The organism is Gemmiger sp., assembly GCF_057431175.1.
Genome location: NZ_DBMDDV010000025.1, coordinates 20,908 through 40,034, shown reverse-complemented (window position 1 = coordinate 40,034; position 19,127 = coordinate 20,908). Strand labels below are relative to the sequence as shown.

Below are 19,127 nucleotides of genomic sequence, written 5' to 3'. Positions count from 1 at the left end.
TGCGGTACCCGCATCGTGCTTCGGGGGCAAAAGCCCCTCGCACTCTGCGACCGCTGCCCCTGCTTCGGTTCGCTGTATCCGCCACTGGCGGCGCTCACCTTTGCAGCATCCAGTATTATCTGCGCTTTTGGCTTAGCAGCTGCCGCACCTCGCTCGCCGTATCGGCACTTAGAATTATGCGGTATTGCCTTAAGCTTCTTTAGTTACTTTCTTCTCGAAGAAAGTGACTTACGCCTCTGGCAGGTAGATATGATGCGGTAGGCCCTCGACGTAGATCGGGGTCAGCTCGGCCTGGACCAGGGGCAGGGCGTAGGCCAGGAACTCATCCGTCATGGCGGTGTGGTCGGCGTTGACCCACTCCAGCGGCACCTTCTTTTCCAGGTTGGCAACCTCGCTGATGGGGTGCAGGCTCGTACCGCACTGGTACGGCGCGTTGGAAATGCGGTCCAGCGCGACCATTTCGCCGGTGTGGCCCTCAAATGCGGCCTTGGCGGCGGCACCACCGACCTGGTAAGCCTCGGTGATATCGGTGCGGCTCGTCAGATGACCCGCGCAGCGCTGCAGGGTAGAAAGCTCGATGCAGCGGGTTTTCGTGTCCAGACGGCGGGCAACGGTGTTCGCCAGAAAACGCGCCGTGCCGGTCAGGGCCTTGTGGCCGAAAGCATCCACCGCGTGGACATCGTCGGCCAGCTCGCAGACGTAGCGGCCATCCTCGAGCTTGACGCCCTCGGACACGGCGATGACGATGGACGGCTTCTCCTTTTGCATCCGCTCGACCTTCTCCACGAAATGATCCACGTTGAAGGGCACTTCGGGCAGGCAGATCATGTCCACGCCCTCGCAGTCCTCGGCCTTGGCCAATGCAGCGGCGGCGGTCAGCCAGCCCGCGTTGCGGCCCATGATTTCAACAATGGTCACGTACTTGGTGCCGTAGACTGTCGCATCGCGGATGATCTCCTTCATCACGACACCGATGTACTTGGCGGCGCTGCCGTAGCCGGGGGTGTGGTCGGTGACCATCAGATCATTGTCGATGGTCTTAGGCACGCCCATAAAGCGGATGTCGCTGCCGATGTGTGCGCCGTAGTCGGCCAGCTTGCCGATGGTGTCCATCGAGTCGTTACCGCCGATGTAGAAGAAGTAGCCGATGTCCAGCTCCTTCAGGATCTCAAACAGCTGGATGTAGACGGCCTCGCCCTCGGCGGTGTGCCAGTCGGGCAGCTTGTAGCGGCAGGAACCCAGATAGCTGGACGGCGTGCGCTTCAAAAGCTCAATGTCCAGTGCGGTTTTCAGCTTGTCGTCCAGTACGCAGGTGCGGCGCTCTAACAGGCCGGCCACGCCGTGCAGCATACCGTAGACCTTGCCCGCGCCGCGGCGCTTGCAGCTTTCATACACGCCCGCGAGACTGGCGTTGATGACGGAAGTTGGGCCGCCGGACTGACCGACGATCGCATTTTTTGCCATAGTTTTCCTCCTAGCAGGCAGGGCCTGCAGCTTGTGGGTGGCGTGCCCGCGCAGGGTAGAGGCGCGGCGCAGAGCACACGAATATTGTCATCCTCAGTGTACCATGCGGCGGCGGCATTTACCATTGCGGCGGTTGCTTAGATGAAGGCGCGGGCGGCAGAACGATGCGATTCCGCAGGGTGGAACTGCGGTGCGCGGCAAAATTCGGCAGATGGAATAGCGTTCCATAGTATGGAATTTTGCATCACGAATATTTGCAAGAATCATTCGGCAACCTTGCAAAAATTGCGGAACCGGAGCAAAGTTGTGCAAGATGACGAAGCACGGCGCACCCGCCGTGCCGCCGACCTGCTGAAAAAAACAGGGCGGACGCCCAAAAATCTGAAATTTATTCTTGACAGGACTGCATGACCGTGTTATTCTTTACTCAACAAAAGCGTTGATGGGGAAAAGTACCGCCCAAGACCCGCACAGAGAGCCTGGCATTTGGTGTAAGCCGGGACGGTGACAGGGCGCGAAAGAACACCCCGGAGCTGCAGCCTGAAATGCAAAAAGTAGGGTGCGCCGCAGGCTGTGCGTTACAGCGGCAGCGTTTCAAAGGTGAACGTGTACGGAAAAAGTGACCGTATGCCCTTATTTCGGCTGCGGTAATTTAGGTGGCACCGCGGATCAAGACAGCGATTCGTCCTAATGACAGGGCGAATGGGCTGTCTTTTTGTTTTACCATTCGGAAAGTGTAAGACCGAAAAGGAGAAACAAACAATGTGCTGCATTATGGGTTATGCCGGGCATGATCTGCCCAAGGAAACGTTTACGGAGTATCTGCTGCGTACCACCAGCCGCGGGCCGGACGACCAGCGTGTGGCCGAGACTGAGTTCGGTCTGCTGGGCTTTGGCCGTCTCGCCATTATGGGCTTGACGCCCGAGGGCATGCAGCCCTTCTTCCGCGGTGCGGATTGCGTTGCCTGCAACGGCGAGCTGTACGGCTTCCGCCCCGTCAAAGCCGAACTGGAAGCCGAGGGCTACACCTTTGAGTCCGACTCCGACTGCGAGATCATCCTGCCGCTCTACTACAAATACGGCCTGGATATGTTCAAGCATCTGGACGCTGAGTTTGCGATGATTCTGTACGACAGCCGGAAAAAGCTGCTCATCGCTGCCCGCGACCCCATCGGCATCCGCCCGCTGTTCTACGGGTACAGCGAGAGCGGCCGCATTGCCTTTGCGTCCGAGGCAAAAAACCTTGTGGGGCTATGCAAAAAAATCTATCCGTTCCCCATCGGCAGCTATTACTGCAATGGTCAGTTCGTGCGGTACTGCGATATCGCCGACACCCCCGCGTACAGCCAGGATGAACTTCCCGATGTATTGACGAACATCCGGGAAAAGCTCGTCGCGGGTGTGGACAAGCGGCTGGATGCCGACACGCCGGTCGGGTTCCTGCTCTCCGGCGGTCTGGATTCCAGCCTGGTCTGCGCCATTGCGGCCAAAAAGCTGGGCAAGCCCATCCGCACCTTTGCCATCGGCATGAGCGAGGACGCCATCGACCTGAAATACGCCAAGCAGGTGGCTGACTACCTGCACGCCGATCACACCGAGGTCATCATCAACAAGGACATCGTCTTGGATGCGCTGGAAAGCGTCATTGCCATGCTGGGCACCTGGGATATCACGACCATCCGCGCGTCGGTGGGTATGTATCTCGTCTGCAAGTACATCCACGAGCACACCGACATCCGCGTGCTGCTGACCGGTGAGATTTCCGATGAGCTGTTCGGCTACAAGTACACCGACTACGCACCCAGCGCCGCCGCGTTCCAGGCCGAGAGCCAGAAGCGCATCCGCGAGCTGTATATGTACGATGTGCTGCGCGCCGACCGTTCCATCAGCGTCAACAGCCTGGAAGCCCGCGTGCCTTTCGGCGACTTGGATTTCGTCAAGTACGTCATGGCCATCGCCCCCGAGAAGAAGCTGAACACCTACGGCAAGGGTAAGTACCTGCTGCGCAAGGCTTTCGAGGGCGACTGGCTTCCCGAGAGCATCCTCTGGCGCGAGAAGGCCGCCTTCAGCGACGCGGTGGGCCACTCGATGGTGGACGACCTGAAGGAGTATGCCGAGACAATCTACACTGACCGCGAGTTTGCCGAGAAGTGCGGCAAGTACACCTATGGCCGCCCCTTTACCAAGGAAAGCCTGCTGTACCGCGAAATTTTTGAGAAGTACTACCCCGGCCAGGCGGAGATGATCGTGGATTACTGGATGCCCAACAAGGCATGGCCTCACTGCGACGTCAACGACCCCAGCGCGAGAGTGCTGGCAAACTATGGGGCGAGCGGGCAGTAAAATCCCCAAGGCTCAGCGGAAGAAAAACTTCCCCTTGCATTTCCCCAAAACCCGTGTATAATAAAAAACGATATCGCAGAGTAGGAATCCGCGCGTGGGGCGCTGCCCCGAAGTGCCTGACCAACGGGGAGTTGTGGCAGGACGAAGTGACCGCAAGGTTCGCGGTGCGGGTTCCGCATCCCACTGCTGCATGATGGTGTGCAACGGCGGATGCGGCGTTGTGCCCGTCCCAACCAAAATTGCCTCCTCCCTTGTGCGGCAAACGCACAAAGGAGGATTTTTTATGTGCACTGTATCCGAACAAACCCTGTCCGTCCTCACCCCCGACTACTGGCGCACCGCCCGGCGGGAGCTGAACAACCCCCGCGTGCTGGCGTTCTCGGGCCTGGTCTGCGCTATGGCCATCGTGCTGGAAAGCCTGCCCATCTACCTGATGGGGCCGAGCCTGAAAATCTACTTTAGTTTTTTGGCCGTCTCGCTGGGATGCAGCTGCTACGGCCCGGTCGTGGGCATGATGGCCGGTGCCATCATTGACAGCGTCGGTTTTCTGCTCTCCGGCTACGGCGAGCCGTATTTCCCCGGCTACCTTGTCACGGCGGTGCTGTCGGGGCTGATCTACGGCGTTATGCTCTACCGCCGCAAACCGACGCTGCCGCGCATTATTGTGACGCGGCTCATCATCAACTACGGCAGCAATGTCTTGTTGGGCAGCGTGTGGAAAGCCATGCTCTACGGCAAGGGGTATCTGTACTACCTGACCTCCGGTGCGGTGAAAAACACGATCATGCTGCCCATCGAGGTATTCCTGACCTGGGTCGTCCTGAACGCCGCCGCCAAGCAGGGATTGGACAGGAAGTTTATTCATAAGCGGTAAAGTATGCCCGGTGCTGGCGTTTTCACCAAAATTAACGGAAATTTTCTGTACGTGGTTACGCGTTTAACCTTTGCCCTGGGGCGACCTCTGCCGTATAATGGTAGTGCATTGCATAATGGAAGTACAGAGAGGGGGCGCACCATGCAGGAAAATCGTATCCGCATTGTGGATATCGCAGAGCGGCTGGGGCTGAGCACGGCCACAGTGTCCAACGTCATCCACGGCAAGACGTCCAAAATGTCACCGCGCACGGCCCAGCGCGTCTGGCAGGAGCTGGAAGCTGTGGGCTATATCCCCGATATGGCGGGCGTCTGGCTGGCGCAGAAAAGCTCCCGCATCATCGGCGTGGTCGTCGATGACAGCCCCAAGTACGAGGGCAAAGTCCTGGAGGATGGCTTCGTCACGGCGTCGCTGAACGCACTCTCCCGCGAGGCAAACGAAAAGGGCTTCTTCTTGATGGTTAAAACCACCCGGACACTGGATGAGGTCCCGGCGTTTGCGTCGATGTGGCGGATGGAAGGGCTGATTCTGATGGGCTTCTGTGAGGCTGACTATGCCGCATTGCGCCAGGCCATCCGCACGCCCATCGTCGTGTACGACGGCTATATGCAGGGCTGTCCGGGTGTGGTCAATCTCGTGATCGACCACGCCGACGGCGGGCGGCAGGCCGGGCAATACCTGAAAGCCGCAGGCCACACCCGGGCGCTCTGCCTGGCAGACAACAATATCTGCATGGACAAGGAGCGAATGGACGGCTTTGCGGCGGCCTTTGGCCCCGACCGTGTGACCCGCTGGCAGGTTCCGGTGCAGGCCCGGCCCCGGCAGCAGTTTTATGAAGAAAATTTCGCAGCTCTGCGCACATCCGGCATCACGGCCATCTTCGCAGTGTCGGATTTTTACGCGCTGGAATGTATGCGCTTTTTGCAGGCCAAGGGGCTGCGGGTGCCGGGGGATATGGCCGTTGTTGGCTTTGACGACAGCGAGGCCAGCCGCACCGGATACCCGTCGCTGACGACGGTACGGCAGGACGCCGCGCTGCGGGCGGGCATTGCCGTCGCCAGCATCGAGGCCATGGGCCGCGGCCAGAGCTGCGCGGAAAAGATCGTACTGCCGGTCACATTGCTCCCGAGGGAGAGCACAGGAGGCGTATCATGTCAAAATTTATAAGGGAACTGGGCAAAATTGCTGTGCCGGTCACACTGCAAAGTATGCTGCAGGCGTCGTTTTCTATCGTGGACCAAATCATGATTGGCCAGCTGGGGGCAGTCAGCATCGCGGCTGTGGGGCTGGGCGGCAACTATTCGATGATTTTCAATGTAGTCAGCGGCTCGGTGGGCACGGTGGCGGGCATTCTCATTGCCCAATTTCTCGGCGCAGGGGATAAAAAAGAGGCGTGGAGCAGCCTGACGCTGAGCACCGTGATAAGCCTGTGCCTGGCGGGGGTGTTCCTGGGTGTCTCGCTGGGGGCGACGGCGCAGATTCTGGGACTGTACACAAAGGATGCTGCCATCATCGCCGAGGGATGCGTCTACTTTAAAACTATCGCGTTCTCCTTCGCGCCGATGGGCCTTTCCACGGTCTTGTCTGCCTGGCTGCGCTGCAGGGGGCACGCGAACATTCCCTTCGCGGCCAGCATCGGCGCGGTGCTTTCTAACGTGGTGCTGAACTATGTGCTGATTTTCGGCAAGCTGGGCCTGCCCGCCTGCGGGGTGCGCGGGGCGGCGATTGCCACGCTGGTGTCGCAGCTGGTAAATCTGGCGCTCATCGCGACGGGATTCCTACACTGTCTGCGGCAGGACGGCGAGCGGGTGCAGCCCTCGCTGCATTTTACCAAAATCACCCGGCGGGACTATCTGGGCATGATCACGCCGATTCTGGTCAGCCAGTTTTTGTGGAGCCTGGGCCAGAACGTGGAATCCGCCGTGTATGGACACCTGGGCACGCAGAATCTGGCGGCCTACACGCTGACCTGCCCGATACAAAGCCTCATCGTCGGGGCGCTCAGCGGACTTTCCGCGGCGGCGGGCGTGCTGATCGGCAAGCGGCTGGGCCGCAAGGAGTACGACGCAGCCTACGGCGACGCCAAGAAGATCATGGTCACCGGGCTGGTGGGCGCGGCGGTGGTTTCATCACTGCTGGTCGGGCTGGCCGGGCAGTACGTGGGGCTGTACCGCGTGGAAGACGAAGTCCGCACCCTGGGCCATATGCTGCTGGTGGTGTTTGCGCTGTATGCGCCCATTAAAGTGGAAAACATGATTTTGGGCGGCGGCATCCTGAAAAGCGGCGGCAACACCCGGATGGTCATGATCATCGACATAGCGGGCACCTGGGGCATCGGCATCCCGCTGTGCTTTTTTGCAGCCTATGTACTGCACTGGGGCATTGTGGGCGTGTACACGCTGCTGACGGCGGAGGAACTGTTCCGCCTTGTGGTGTCGCTGGTGGTGTTCCGCAAGAGAAAGTGGATGGTGAGCTTGGCGTAAAAAGCAAAAACGCCAAAATATCCCTAGTATCGTAATAGTTCCGGTACTTATACAAAGCCCTCCAAAAGTCATACTTTTGCGCAACAAAGTATGACTTTTGCTTTTTTTTGTTGTGCGTTCTGCCCGATGTTGTGTGCACGCAGGCAAAACATTTACCCTTTTCGCTGAACTTTTCACAAAAATTTAAAAATTATTGCAAACGGTTTGTAAAGCGTCTACAATGGGTCATGCAAGGTTACAAAATGCGTTGATTTCCGGCACGTTCCGACAAAATGAAACGCATTTTTGCTATTTATGCACACACAACAGGGAGGAACAACACACATGAAGAAATTGATGGGTATTCTGCTGGCCACCTCTATGGTGTTCAGCCTGGCTGCCTGTGGTTCCACTGCAGACACCGCTGCCAGCAGCGCCGCCGGTACCACCGCTACTGCAGAGGGCAGCAGCAACAACCAGGCCCCCGACGTCAAGGTCGGTGCCATCATCTTGGGCGATGAGACCGAAGGTTACAGCGCCGCGCACATCAACGGCATCAAGGAAGCCGCTGCCGAGCTGGGCATGAGCGACGACCAGATCGTCTGGAAGTACAAGATCGCCGAGGGCGGCGGCACCGCCGATGCAGCCGAGGACCTTGTCGGCCAGGGCTGCAACCTGATCATCTCCAACTCCTACGGCCATCAGACCTACATGGAAGAGGAAGCCGAGAAGTACCCTGACATCAACTTTGTGGCCATGACCGGCGACTTCGCCGCCATCTCCGACCTCGACAACTTCTACAACGCCTTCACCGCCGTTTACCAGAGCCGCTACGTCTCCGGTGTCGTCGCAGGCATGAAGGTCAAAGACCTGGTCGAGTCTGGCACGCTGACCCCCGAGACCCAGCCCGACAGCTTCACCGCTGACGGCAAGGTCAAGATCGGCTACGTCGGCGCCTACAACTACGCCGAGGTCGTCTCCGGCTACACCGCCTTCTTCCTGGGCGTCCAGAGCGTTTACCCCGATGTCCAGATGGAAGTCATGTACACCAACTCCTGGTTCGATATCGACAAGGAGGGCGCTGCCGCCGAGGCCCTGATCGCCAACGGTGCGGTCATCATCGGCCAGCACGCTGACTCCACCGGTGCCCCCGCCGCTACCCAGAAGCTGAAGGATACCGGCAAGATCTGCTACTCCGTCGGCTACAACATCGATATGCTTGCCACCGCCCCCACCGCTGCCCTGACCTCCGCGACGAACGTCTGGAAGGTCTACTACAAGGAGCTGTTCGAGGGTGCGCAGGCCGGCAGCATCCCGCAGGACTGGTGCAAGGGCTATGAGGATGGCGCTGTCGCCATCACCGACCTTGGCCCCGAAGTTGCCGACGGCACCGCCGAGAAAGTCGCCGAGGTTGAGGCTGCGCTGAAGGACGGCAGCCTGCATGTCTTCGACACCAGCAAGTTCACCGTCGACGGCGCGGAGGTCACCACCGCCCCCATCGACCTGACCTACTACGATTTCAGCACCGGTTCTCCTGTGGCTGTCTATCAGGGCGAGACCAAGGAGGCCATCTCCGACGGTTACTTCCACGAGGGTGAGCTGCGTGCAGCCCCGACCTTCTCCCTGCGCATCGACGGCATCATTGAGGATGCTGACCCTGTCGCCTGATTCTGATTGAGTCATCAAGGGAAGACTGCGGTAGAAACGCAGCCTTCCCTTTTGGTGGTTATATCTGTCGTTGCAAATCCGCCCCTACGAAGATGTAAGGGTCGGCCTCCACGATGCCCCGAACCGTTGGCCGCACCACAATCACAAAATTGTTCCTGCCTTGATTTTTTGAATCCCTGTAGGGGCGAGGCATGCCTCGCCCGCAGCGTGACCGCGATTGCCCGCTTATGGGTGGCCGCGCAAGGCTGCGGGCCGGGCATGCCCGGCCCCTACCTACTTGACTCTTGAAAGGAGCCTGCATAATGGCGCAGAACGAATATGCTGTGCGCTTGGAGCACGTTACCAAAACCTTCGGCCCGGTCGTGGCCAACAAGGATGTCTCCCTGGGCGTGCGCCGCGGTGAAATTCTGGCCCTGCTGGGTGAAAACGGCAGCGGCAAGACCACGCTGATGAACATGATCGCCGGTATCTACTTCCCCGATGAGGGCGAAATCTACGTTGGCGACAAGGCCGTGACCATCCGCTCCCCGCGTGACGCGCTGGATCTGGGCATCGGCATGATCCACCAGCACTTTAAGCTCGTGGATGTGTTCTCCGCCACCGAAAATATCGCCCTGTCCATGGGCGGCGGCGAAAAATTCGACCTGAAAAAAGTCCACGACAAGGCCCGCGCCATCTGCGAAAAATATGAGTTCAACCTCGACCTTGACCAGAAGGTCTACGAGATGAGCGTTAGCCAGAAGCAGACGCTGGAGATCGTCAAGGTGCTCTACCGTGGCGCGGATATCCTGATTCTGGACGAACCCACGGCGGTTCTGACCCCGCAGGAGACCGAGAAGCTGTTCAGCGTCATCCGCAACATGAAGGCCGACGGCAAGGCGGTTATCATCATCACCCACAAGTTGCACGAGGTGCTGTCCATCAGTGACCGCGTTACCATCCTGCGCAAGGGTACGTATGTGGGCGACATTGCCACCAGGGACGCCGACGAGGCCAAGCTGACCGAAATGATGGTGGGCGAGAAGGTCGAGCTGAACATCGACCGCCCCGAGCCGGTCGACCCGGTCAAGCGGCTGGACATCCAGCATTTGACCGTGCACAGCGCCGAGGGTATCACCGTGCTGGACGACGCCTCCTTCCCGGTCTACGGCGGTGAAATTCTGGGCATTGCGGGCATTTCCGGCAACGGCCAGAAGGAGCTGCTGGAAGCCATCGCGGGCCTGCAGCCCACCGAGAGCGGCGCGAGCATTGAGTACTACGCCCCCGAGGCCAGCGCCCCGGTGCAGCTCATCGGCAAAAGCCCCAAGGCCATCCGCGAGGCGGGCATCCACCTCTCCTTCGTGCCGGAGGACCGCCTGGGCATGGGCCTGGTCGGCTCAATGGGCATGACCGACAACATGATGCTGAAAAGCTACGGCAAGGGACATTCGCCCATTGTCGACCGCAAGGCCCCGCACGACCTGGCCGAGACCATCAAAAAAGAACTGGGCGTCGTCACGCCCGATTTGAACACCCCCGTCTCCCGCCTGTCCGGCGGCAACGTGCAGAAGGTGCTGGTGGGCCGCGAACTGGCCGCCGACCCCATCGTATTGATGACCGCCTACGCGGTGCGCGGGCTGGATATCAACACGTCCTACACGATTTACCATCTGCTGAACGAGCAGAAAAAGCGCGGTGTGGCGGTCATTTATGTCGGCGAGGATCTGGACGTCCTGCTGGAACTGTGTGACCGTATCGTCGTGCTCTGCGGCGGCAAGGTCAACGGCATTCTCGACGGCCGCAAGACCACGAAGGAAGAGGTCGGTCTGCGTATGACCAACCTGGTAAAGGAGGAGCAGGCATGAGTCAGACTGCCGCTGCGGCCCGCGAGCCGCTGCTGCGCATTGCCAAGCGCGAGGGGACCACGATGCCCCAGAAGATCGCTGTGCGTGCCATTGCCATTCTGCTGGCGCTGGTCGTCGATGCGCTGTTTATCTTTTTCGTCACCGGCCTGAACCCGCTGGCCGTCTACGGCGTCATGTGGAGCGGCACCTTTGCCAACATGACCCGCTTCAGCTGGATGCTGCGCGATCTGTCCACGCTGCTCTGCGTCGGCATCGCGCTGGCCCCCGCGTTCAAGATGCGCTTCTGGAACTGCGGCGGCGAGGGTCAGATTCTGATTGGCGGCCTGACCGCCGCCCTCATCATGGTGTACCAGGGCAACAACCTGCCGCTGCCGCTGCTGTTTGCGGCCATGGCGCTGGGCAGCATTGCCGCCGGTGCGCTGTGGGGCTTCATCCCTGCGTGGTTCAAGTCCCGCTGGAACACGAACGAGACGTTGTTTACCCTGATGATGAACTACGTGGCAACGTCGATCGTCGCCTGCATGACCAACATCATGCGCGGCCAGGCGTCCAGCCTTGGCACGCTGAACAAGGCCACCAAGGCGGGCTGGTTCCCGGTCATTTTGGGCCAGCGCTATACGATCAACATCATCGTTGTCATTGTGCTGACCTTTGTCATGTACGCCTACCTGCGCTTCTCCAAACAGGGGTATGAAATTTCCGTCGTCGGTGAGAGCGAGAACACCGCGCGGTACGCGGGCATCAACGTCCGCCGCGTCACGGTGCGCACGATGCTGATTTCCGGTGCCATCTGCGGCCTGTGCGGCTTCCTCATCGTCGCGGGCAAGGATCAGACGATTTCCACGGCCTCTGCCAATGGGCGCGGCTTCACGGCTATCATCGTGGCCTGGCTGGCAAAGTTCAACACCTTCTATATGGCGCTGATCTCCTTCCTGCTCGTGTTCCTGGAGCGCGGCGCGTCGGAGATTGCGTCCGCCTACTCGCTGAACGAGTACGCTGCTGACATCATCACCGGCATCATCCTCTTCTTCATCCTCGGCAGTGAGTTCTTCATCAACTACCGCGTCATCCCGCGCGGCGCACACAAGGAGGGCAAGTGATATGCACAGCAGTTTGATTGCATGGATTTTACGCGCCATCCCCTTTGGTACAATTATCATGTACGGTGCGCTGGGCGAGACTGTGACCGAGAAATCCGGCAACCTGAACCTGGGCGTGCCGGGCATCATGTACCTGGGCGGCTTTGCCGGCTTTGCCAGCGCCTGGGCCTATGAGAACACCGCCGCCAACCCGAGCGGCGTGGTCAGCGTTGTCATTGCCCTGACCTGCGCTATTCTGGCATCCATGGCGGGCGGCCTGATTTACGCATTCCTGACGATTTCCCTGCGTGCCAACCAGAACGTCACCGGCCTGGCGCTGACGACCTTCGGTATGGGCGTGGCGAACTTCTTCGGCGTGTTTATCTTAAACGGCGCCAGCTACTCTGCTGCCCCCATCGCCAACAAGGCATTCGGCGCCAAAATCCCGGTGCTGTCCACGTTGGGCGGCTTCGGGCAGGTCGTGTTCAGCTACGGGTTCCTCGTCTATGCCGCCATTGCACTGGCGATTGCGCTGCACTGGTTTTTGACCCGCACCCGCGCGGGCCTTAACCTGCGCGCCGTGGGTGAGAACCCTGCCACCGCAGATGCGGCGGGCATCAACGTTACGCTGTACAAGTACCTGGCGACCTGTATCGGCGCGGGCATCTGCGGCATTGGCGGCCTGTACTACGTGCTGGACTACAACCAGGGCATCTGGGCCACCACCGGGCAGATCGAGGCGCTGGGCTGGCTGGCCGTGGCGCTGGTCATCTTCACGACCTGGAAACCGCTGAACGCCATCTGGGGCGCGTACCTGTTCGGTATGCTCTACTGGCTGTATCAGTTCCTGCCAACGCTGCTGGGCATCACGATGGCAAGCCACATCACCGACCTGGTGCAGATGCTGCCCTACGTCGTTACGATTGTAGTTTTGATTGTGGTATCCATGCGCAAGAAGAAAGAAAACCAGCCCCCGGCACACCTGGGCCTGGCCTATTTCCGCGAGGAGCGGTAAACCCGGGCGAAAAAGGAGCGGGGTAGGGGCCGGACATGTCCGGCCCCTACGGCACTAACAGGTTTTGTAGGAGGCGGCGTCCTCGACGCCCCGCAGGTCGATGCGGGCATCGACCCCTACCATAGCACGACTTATACAGCGGCACACTTTCCCAAAGGTGTGCCGCTTTTTCATGCTTCTTTCATAGTTTAAACACATTTACCCTCTATACTAAATTCTGTCAAAAAATCTCCACACACAGAAGGGAACCCGGTATGGCAGAACAAACAAAAACCCGGTGCGGTCCGTTGGCTTGGGTCAAATGCCACAAAAAACTGATGATCTTTTTGGTCATTGTGCTCGTTATCGCGCTGGCCATCACCAACGTTGTACGCAAGGCCAATAAGGCGGCCGCCGGTACGACCTACCAGTATGTGCGCACGACCGTCCTGCAAAAGACGACCCTCAGCGATTCGGTCAACGTCAACGGCACGGTAAAGTCCGGCAGCAGCGCCAGCGTCACCGCCTCGGATTCCGTCAAGACCTACAAGGTCACGGCGGTCAATGTGGCTGTGGGCGATACGGTCAAAAAGGGCGACGTCATTGCTACGCTGGACACCACCGATGTGGAAAAGCAGATCGCCAACGCCGAACTGAAGCTCAGCGACACCCAGACCGACGCCCAGAAGAGCTATGACCAGGCTGTCGAGGATCAGTCCACCGACCTGGCCAGTGCCCGGGCGGATCTGGAAGAAGCCCAGAAAAAGTACGACACCCTCGGCCTGGATGACTACTACGGCTCAATGGCCGACGGCAGCAACAGCGGCAAGACGAACCGTGAGATCGTCACCGAGTATTACACCCGCTACGCTGAGGAAATTGCCGGGTACGAAAACACCCTGGCGAACCTGCGCATCCAGCTGACCCAGGCCCAGCAGGACGGCGACGCCGACCGCGCCGCAGGTCTGCAGGGGCAGATCGACGATTACACCAACCGTGAGAGCGTCGCCAAGGGCCAGTGCAGCATCCCAGAGCTGGGCTTGCAGGGCTTTGACGCCGTCAGCCAGTGCTACAACCAGATCGAGCAGCTGGCCCAGGCGCTGGACAAGGCCCAGCAGTCCTACCAGAAGGCTGCCACCAGCGCGTCCCGCAGCGTGGACAACGCCGAGACGAAGCTTGAGCAGTCCCAGCGCGAGGACGACACCCTGACCAGCTTGCAGACCGCACGGGATAACTGCACCCTGACCGCCACGATGGACGGCACCATCACGGCGCTGAACGCCACCGTGGGTGACGTGTGCAGCGGTGCAGTTGCCACCATTCAGGATGTGGACAACCTGACCGTCGAGGTCACGATCCCCGCCAGCTCGGTGGGCAAGCTGAAAGCCGGCATGCAGTGCAACATTACCAGCGATGCTACCGAGGACACCGTCACCGGCACGCTGACCCGCATTGACCCGGTCGCCAACGACAGCGGCAGCTTCGGCGCGACTGTCACGGTCAACAGCCAGGACAGCGGCCTGCTCATCGGCATTTCCGCCAAAGTGGAGATCATCGTCAGCGAGAAGGATAACGTCTTTACCGTCCCGCGTGACGCGGTGGGCACCAACGACGATGGCTCGACCTACGTGCTGCGCAAGACCGGCGGCGAGGGCGTGGACATGACCTTTGAGCAGGTCGCCGTCACCGAGGGCGACACCAACGATTACTACGTTGAGATCACCGGCGACGACCTGAACGAGGGCGACGTCATCCGCGCCACGGCCGACCTGACCCAGGGCGTGGAGACTAGCTCGTCCGGCGACGGGATGCAGGTGATGGAGAACGGCGATCTTTACGTCGGCGACCCCAGCAATATGCCGGAGGGCACCGTGATCATGGGCGGCGACGACGCCCCGGCGGGCGGCCCCGGTGGCCCGGGAGGTCAGTGATGCCGGAAAATACACAACAGTTCGCACAAAATATCGCGCAGACCCTGATTGGTGACGAGGCCGCGCACCCCGCACAGCCGCTCATCCAGATGCAGGGCATCCGCAAAAGCTACTACATCGGCCAGCCGAACGAGCTGGAAATCCTGCACGGCATTGATTTGACCGTCTACCCCGGCGAGTTCGTCGCCATCGTGGGTGAGTCCGGCTCGGGCAAATCCACGCTGATGAACATTATCGGCGTGCTGGACAAGCCCACAGCGGGGGAGTACGTGCTGGACGGCGTGAACATCCACGACGCCGACGACAACGACTTGGCGGCCATCCGCAACCGCAAGATAGGCTTTGTGTTCCAGACCTACAACCTGATCGGCCGCCAGAGCGCGCTGAAAAACGTCGAACTGCCGATGCTGTACGCGGGCGTCCCGGCGGGCGAGCGTACCCGCCGCGCCAAGGAGTGGCTGGACCGCGTTGGCATGGCCGAGCGCATGAAGCACCAGCCGAACGAGCTTTCCGGCGGCCAGAAGCAGCGCGTGGCGATTGCCCGCGCCATGGTCAACGAGCCTGCGCTGATTCTGGCTGACGAGCCGACCGGCGCACTGGACAGCCAGACCAGCCGCGTCGTGATGAACCTCTTTCACGAACTGCATGAAAAATACCACAAGACCATCGTGCTCATCACGCACAACCCTGAACTGGCCGAGGAATGCCAGCGGGTGCTGACGCTGCGCGACGGCCTGATCGTGGGCGAACGAAAGGGGACAGGCGAACGTGCAGCTTTTTGAGAATATCAGCATGGCGCTGACCAGCGTCAAGTCCAATAAGATGCGCAGCCTGCTCACGATGCTGGGTATCATCATCGGCATTGCAGCGGTCATCGCCATTGAAACGGTCGGCAACAGCATGACCGGCTCGGTCATGGACTCGATGTCCGGCATGGGTGCCAGCAACATTTCGGTTACCGTAACGCAAAAAAGCAGTTCCAGTACCTCGGGTACATCCCAGGGTGTCCGGCTGCGCCGGTTCATGGACTCGCAGCCGTCGGATTCCGACCTCATCACCCAGGATATGATGGATGACTTTATGGCCACCTTCCCGACGCAGGTGGATCACATCGAACTTTCCCAGCAAGTAGGCGATGGGACGATTGCCAAGTACGGCGAACCGACCACGACCATCAAGACCAGCGTCAGCGGTGCCAATGCTGCCACACTGGAAAATCTTGGCGCAGATTCGCAGATTTTGTATGGGCGCTGGCTTGACGATGAAAAGGACGCGGGCCGCAAGGTCGCTTGTGTGTCAGAAAAATTCGTCGAACAGGCTGTCGGCGGCACCGCGCAGGAGGCCATCGGCAAGGCGGTCACGCTGACGATCAACAAGAATTTGTATACGTTCTATATACAAGGCGTATATAAATACACAGAGGATAACTACTCCAGTATGTTCGGCGGCAGCGACGATGACAGCATCCAGACGAACTTTTATATCCCACTGGACGTGGCAAAATCCATCGTCGGCGCGGGCGCAGGCTACCAGAGCATCACGGTGGTGGCAAACGGCGGCAGCGTGAACGTGACCACCTTTGTGGACACGGTGGGCGATTTCTTTGCCAGCTACTACACCCGCAACGATTCCTGGACCGCCAGCGCGTCGAGCCTGGCGAGCCTGCTGGATTCGATGTCTGAAATGATGAGCACGATTTCACTGGGCATTTCGGCCATTGCGGCGCTGTCGCTGCTGGTCGGCGGCATCGGCGTCATGAATATCATGATGGTCTCCGTCACCGAGCGCACCCGCGAGATCGGTACCCGCAAAGCGCTGGGGGCCCCCGCGTCGGCCATCCGGATGCAGTTCATCACCGAGAGTGTTATTCTCTGCCTGATTGGCGGTGCCATCGGCATTGTGCTGGGCCTGGGGCTGGGCGCAGCGTTGAGCAAGGCCGTGGGCTATACGGCGCGCCCGAGTCTTGCGGCCATTGTGATTGCCGTAGGGTTCAGTATGGCGATTGGCGTGTTCTTCGGGTATTACCCCGCCAATAAAGCGGCGAAGCTGGACCCGATCGAGGCGCTGCGGTATGAATAAAACCCCATGCCTTCCCCCTTGGGGGAAGGTGGCCCCGCAGGGCCGGATGAGGGGCGCGTCTATGGTAGTGTCCCCGTAAAGAGGCAGTAAGGCAAGGCCGCCCCTCATCAGTCCGTTTCGCGGACAGCTTCCCCCAAAGGGGAAGCCTTTTATCCCCCCGCGCATTGCGCGGGGACTTTTTTTGTGGTATACTCAACCTGGGAAAGTGAGATGCTTTGAAAAATTGAAAAAAGAAAGGTTATTTACCAATCGGCAGCTGCTTACGCTGTTGTGGCCGCTCATCATAGAGCAGGCATTGGAAATCCTCGTAGGTATGGCAGATACCGTCATGGTATCCTCGGTGGGTGAGGCCGCCATCTCCGGCGTTTCGCTTGTCGATATGATCAACCAGCTTATCATTACGTTGTTCGGCGCGCTGGCTACCGGCGGTGCGGTCGTTACCAGCCAGCACCTGGGTGCCAAACGGCGTGAGGAGGCCGCCCACAGCGCCGGACAGCTCGTGACGCTCAGTGCCATTCTGGGCGTGGGCGTGGCGGCGTTCTGCCTTATCACCCGCACGGCACAGCTGCGGCTCTTCTTCGGCACGATCACCGACGATGTCATGCAGGCCTGCTTGACCTACTTTACCATCACGGCGCTGTCCTTTCCGTTTCTGGCATTGTACAATGCGGGCGCGGCCATCTTCCGCTCCACCGGCAACAGCGCAGTATCGATGAAAGTATCGGTCATCGTCAATGCCATCAACTTCTGCGGAAACGCGCTCTGCGTGTTTGTGCTGAAGATGGGCGTCGCGGGCGTCGCGGTGCCTACGCTGATTTCCCGCGCGGTGGGCGCGGTTATCATCCTGTCGCTGGCAGCGCGGCCCGACTATGTGCTGCAGATCACGCCCCGCAGCGTCACCCGGCTGGAAGGCAAAACCGTCAAGAGCATCCTGTACATCGGTGTCCCCTCGGCATTTGAAAACAGTCTGTTCCAGCTGGGCCGCGTGCTGGTCGTCTCGATGATTTCGCTGTTCGGCACGGTGCATATCTCAGCCAACGCGGTGGCGAACAACCTGGACGCCATCGGCTGCATTGTGGGCAACGCCATGGGCCTTGCCATGATTACCGTCGTGGGCCGCTGCGTCGGTGCACAGGACTTTGAACAAACGAAATATTACACCAAAAAGCTGCTGCTGTGGGATTACATCGCCCAGGGCGCGGTGAACGTTACGGTGCTGCTGCTGCTCAACGAGATTTTGAGTATGTACACCCTGACGCCGGAGACCCGGGCGCTGGCGTTCACGCTGGTCATGATCCACAACGGCTTTTCAATTTTGCTGTGGCCGGCCAGCTTTGTGCTGCCCAACGCCCTGCGCGCCGCCAACGATGTGCGGTACACGATGGTGGTCGCCACGATTTCCATGCTGGTATGGCGCATGGGCCTGAGCTGGGTGCTCTGCGTCAATATGGGCATGGGTGCGGTCGGCGTCTGGTACGCCATGCTGGTTGACTGGGTCTGCCGTGTGATTTGTTTTATCGCCAGATTTGCCACCGGGGCGTGGAAGAAGAATGCGGTGAAAAAAGTATAAAAAGGAGCCACCCACATGAAATTTATCAGCTGGAATGTCAACGGTCTGCGGGCCTGCCTGAAAAAGGGGTTTGAGGATGTGTTCAACACCCTCGACGCGGATTTTTTCTGCATCCAGGAAACGAAAATGCAGCCCGGGCAGGCGGATTTTGCGCCCGAAGATTACACCGAGTACATATACAGCGCCGATAAAAAAGGCTACTCCGGCACGGCCATCTGGGCCAGGGAACCGGCGCTGTCGGTACGGTACGGCCTGGACGAGGATATCCACAACCACGAGGGCCGCGCCATCACGCTGGAATACCCGGACTTTTACCTCGTGAACCTCTATGTGCCCAACTCCCAGAACGAGTTGGCCCGCATCGACTATCGTATGCAGTGGGAGGATGACCTGCGCCGCTACCTGCAAAAGCTGGATGCCGAGAAGCCGGTCATCCTGTGTGGGGACCTGAACGTGGCGCACGAGGACATTGACCTGAAGAACCCCGGCCCCAACCGCGGCGCGGCGGGTTTTTCGGATCAGGAGCGCGGTAAGCTGGGTGAGCTGCTGGCGGCGGGCTTCACGGACTCCTTCCGCCATCTGCACCCCGACGCCACCGGTATGTACAGCTGGTGGAGTATGCGCTTCCGCGCCCGCGAACGGAACGCAGGATGGCGCATTGACTATTTCCTCGTCAGCAGCCGCCTGGCCGACAAAATCGAGAAAGCGGATATCCTGATGGATGTGATGGGCAGCGACCATTGCCCGGTGGAGCTGGATATCAACCTGTAAAGCCTTCTCCCTTGGGAGAAGGTGGCCGCAGGCCGGATGAGGGGCGGC

14 protein-coding genes, 1 riboswitch and 1 other annotated feature are annotated in these 19,127 nt (G+C 59.7%); of the genes, 13 read left to right on the top strand and 1 reads right to left on the bottom strand.

The annotated features are described in order from the left end of the window. Positions 1-228: 228 nt before the first annotated feature. Positions 229-1,464: a 6-phosphofructokinase gene (locus ACZO0A_RS09625; RefSeq protein ID WP_291232266.1), complete on the bottom strand. Its 1,236-nt coding sequence runs from the start codon at positions 1,462-1,464 to the stop codon at positions 229-231. 430 nt (positions 1,465-1,894) lie between these two features. Beyond that, positions 1,895-2,157, top strand: a binding site (T-box leader). Between the two features lie 69 nt (positions 2,158-2,226). On the opposite strand from ACZO0A_RS09625, the gene asnB reads away from it, so the two are divergent. From asnB to ACZO0A_RS09560, 13 genes are all read left to right on the top strand, one after another. Further along, positions 2,227-3,807: an asparagine synthase B gene (gene asnB / locus ACZO0A_RS09620; protein ID WP_302377082.1), complete on the top strand. Its 1,581-nt coding sequence runs from the start codon at positions 2,227-2,229 to the stop codon at positions 3,805-3,807. 74 nt (positions 3,808-3,881) lie between these two features. Beyond that, positions 3,882-3,995, top strand: a riboswitch (THF riboswitch). Positions 3,996-4,090: 95 nt separating this feature from the next. Further along, entirely contained in the window at positions 4,091-4,681 is a 591-nt protein-coding gene (locus ACZO0A_RS09615) for a folate family ECF transporter S component (protein WP_215691101.1), read from the top strand. 141 nt (positions 4,682-4,822) lie between these two features. Further along, positions 4,823-5,848 (top strand): LacI family DNA-binding transcriptional regulator, encoded by a 1,026-nt coding sequence (locus tag ACZO0A_RS09610; RefSeq protein ID WP_302377081.1) that lies wholly within the window; start codon positions 4,823-4,825, stop codon positions 5,846-5,848. Further along, a complete protein-coding gene (locus ACZO0A_RS09605) occupies positions 5,833-7,164 on the top strand; it encodes an MATE family efflux transporter (protein ID WP_302377079.1) in 1,332 nt (443 codons plus the stop codon). The genes ACZO0A_RS09610 and ACZO0A_RS09605 overlap by 16 nt, the downstream gene beginning before the upstream one ends. A 324-nt stretch (positions 7,165-7,488) precedes the next feature. Then, a complete protein-coding gene (locus tag ACZO0A_RS09600; RefSeq protein WP_302377077.1) occupies positions 7,489-8,811 on the top strand; it encodes a BMP family ABC transporter substrate-binding protein in 1,323 nt (440 codons plus the stop codon). A 302-nt stretch (positions 8,812-9,113) separates the two neighbouring features. Then, positions 9,114-10,655 (top strand): ABC transporter ATP-binding protein, encoded by a 1,542-nt coding sequence (locus tag ACZO0A_RS09595; RefSeq protein ID WP_302377075.1) that lies wholly within the window; start codon positions 9,114-9,116, stop codon positions 10,653-10,655. Then, positions 10,652-11,755, top strand: coding sequence for an ABC transporter permease (locus tag ACZO0A_RS09590; protein ID WP_294826080.1), 1,104 nt, complete (start codon positions 10,652-10,654; stop codon positions 11,753-11,755). Before ACZO0A_RS09595 ends, ACZO0A_RS09590 begins: the two co-directional genes overlap by 4 nt. A 1-nt stretch (position 11,756) precedes the next feature. After that, on the top strand, positions 11,757-12,749 hold the full coding sequence (locus ACZO0A_RS09585; protein ID WP_337808620.1) for an ABC transporter permease: 993 nt from the start codon (positions 11,757-11,759) through the stop codon (positions 12,747-12,749). 254 nt (positions 12,750-13,003) lie between these two features. Beyond that, the gene (locus ACZO0A_RS09580; protein ID WP_337808619.1) at positions 13,004-14,659 is read left to right on the top strand and encodes an efflux RND transporter periplasmic adaptor subunit; all 1,656 of its coding nucleotides are present in this window, start codon (positions 13,004-13,006) and stop codon (positions 14,657-14,659) included. Positions 14,660-14,748: 89 nt separating this feature from the next. Beyond that, a complete protein-coding gene (locus ACZO0A_RS09575) occupies positions 14,749-15,441 on the top strand; it encodes an ABC transporter ATP-binding protein (protein WP_252261426.1) in 693 nt (230 codons plus the stop codon). Continuing rightward, complete coding sequence (locus ACZO0A_RS09570; RefSeq protein WP_417065066.1) at positions 15,428-16,738, top strand: ABC transporter permease; 1,311 nt, start codon at positions 15,428-15,430, stop codon at positions 16,736-16,738. The genes ACZO0A_RS09575 and ACZO0A_RS09570 overlap by 14 nt, the downstream gene beginning before the upstream one ends. A 205-nt stretch (positions 16,739-16,943) precedes the next feature. Continuing rightward, a complete protein-coding gene (locus ACZO0A_RS09565; protein ID WP_291210879.1) occupies positions 16,944-18,308 on the top strand; it encodes an MATE family efflux transporter in 1,365 nt (454 codons plus the stop codon). A gap of 15 nt (positions 18,309-18,323) precedes the next feature. Further along, entirely contained in the window at positions 18,324-19,079 is a 756-nt protein-coding gene (locus tag ACZO0A_RS09560) for an exodeoxyribonuclease III (protein ID WP_486846258.1), read from the top strand. Positions 19,080-19,127: the final 48 nt, after the last annotated feature.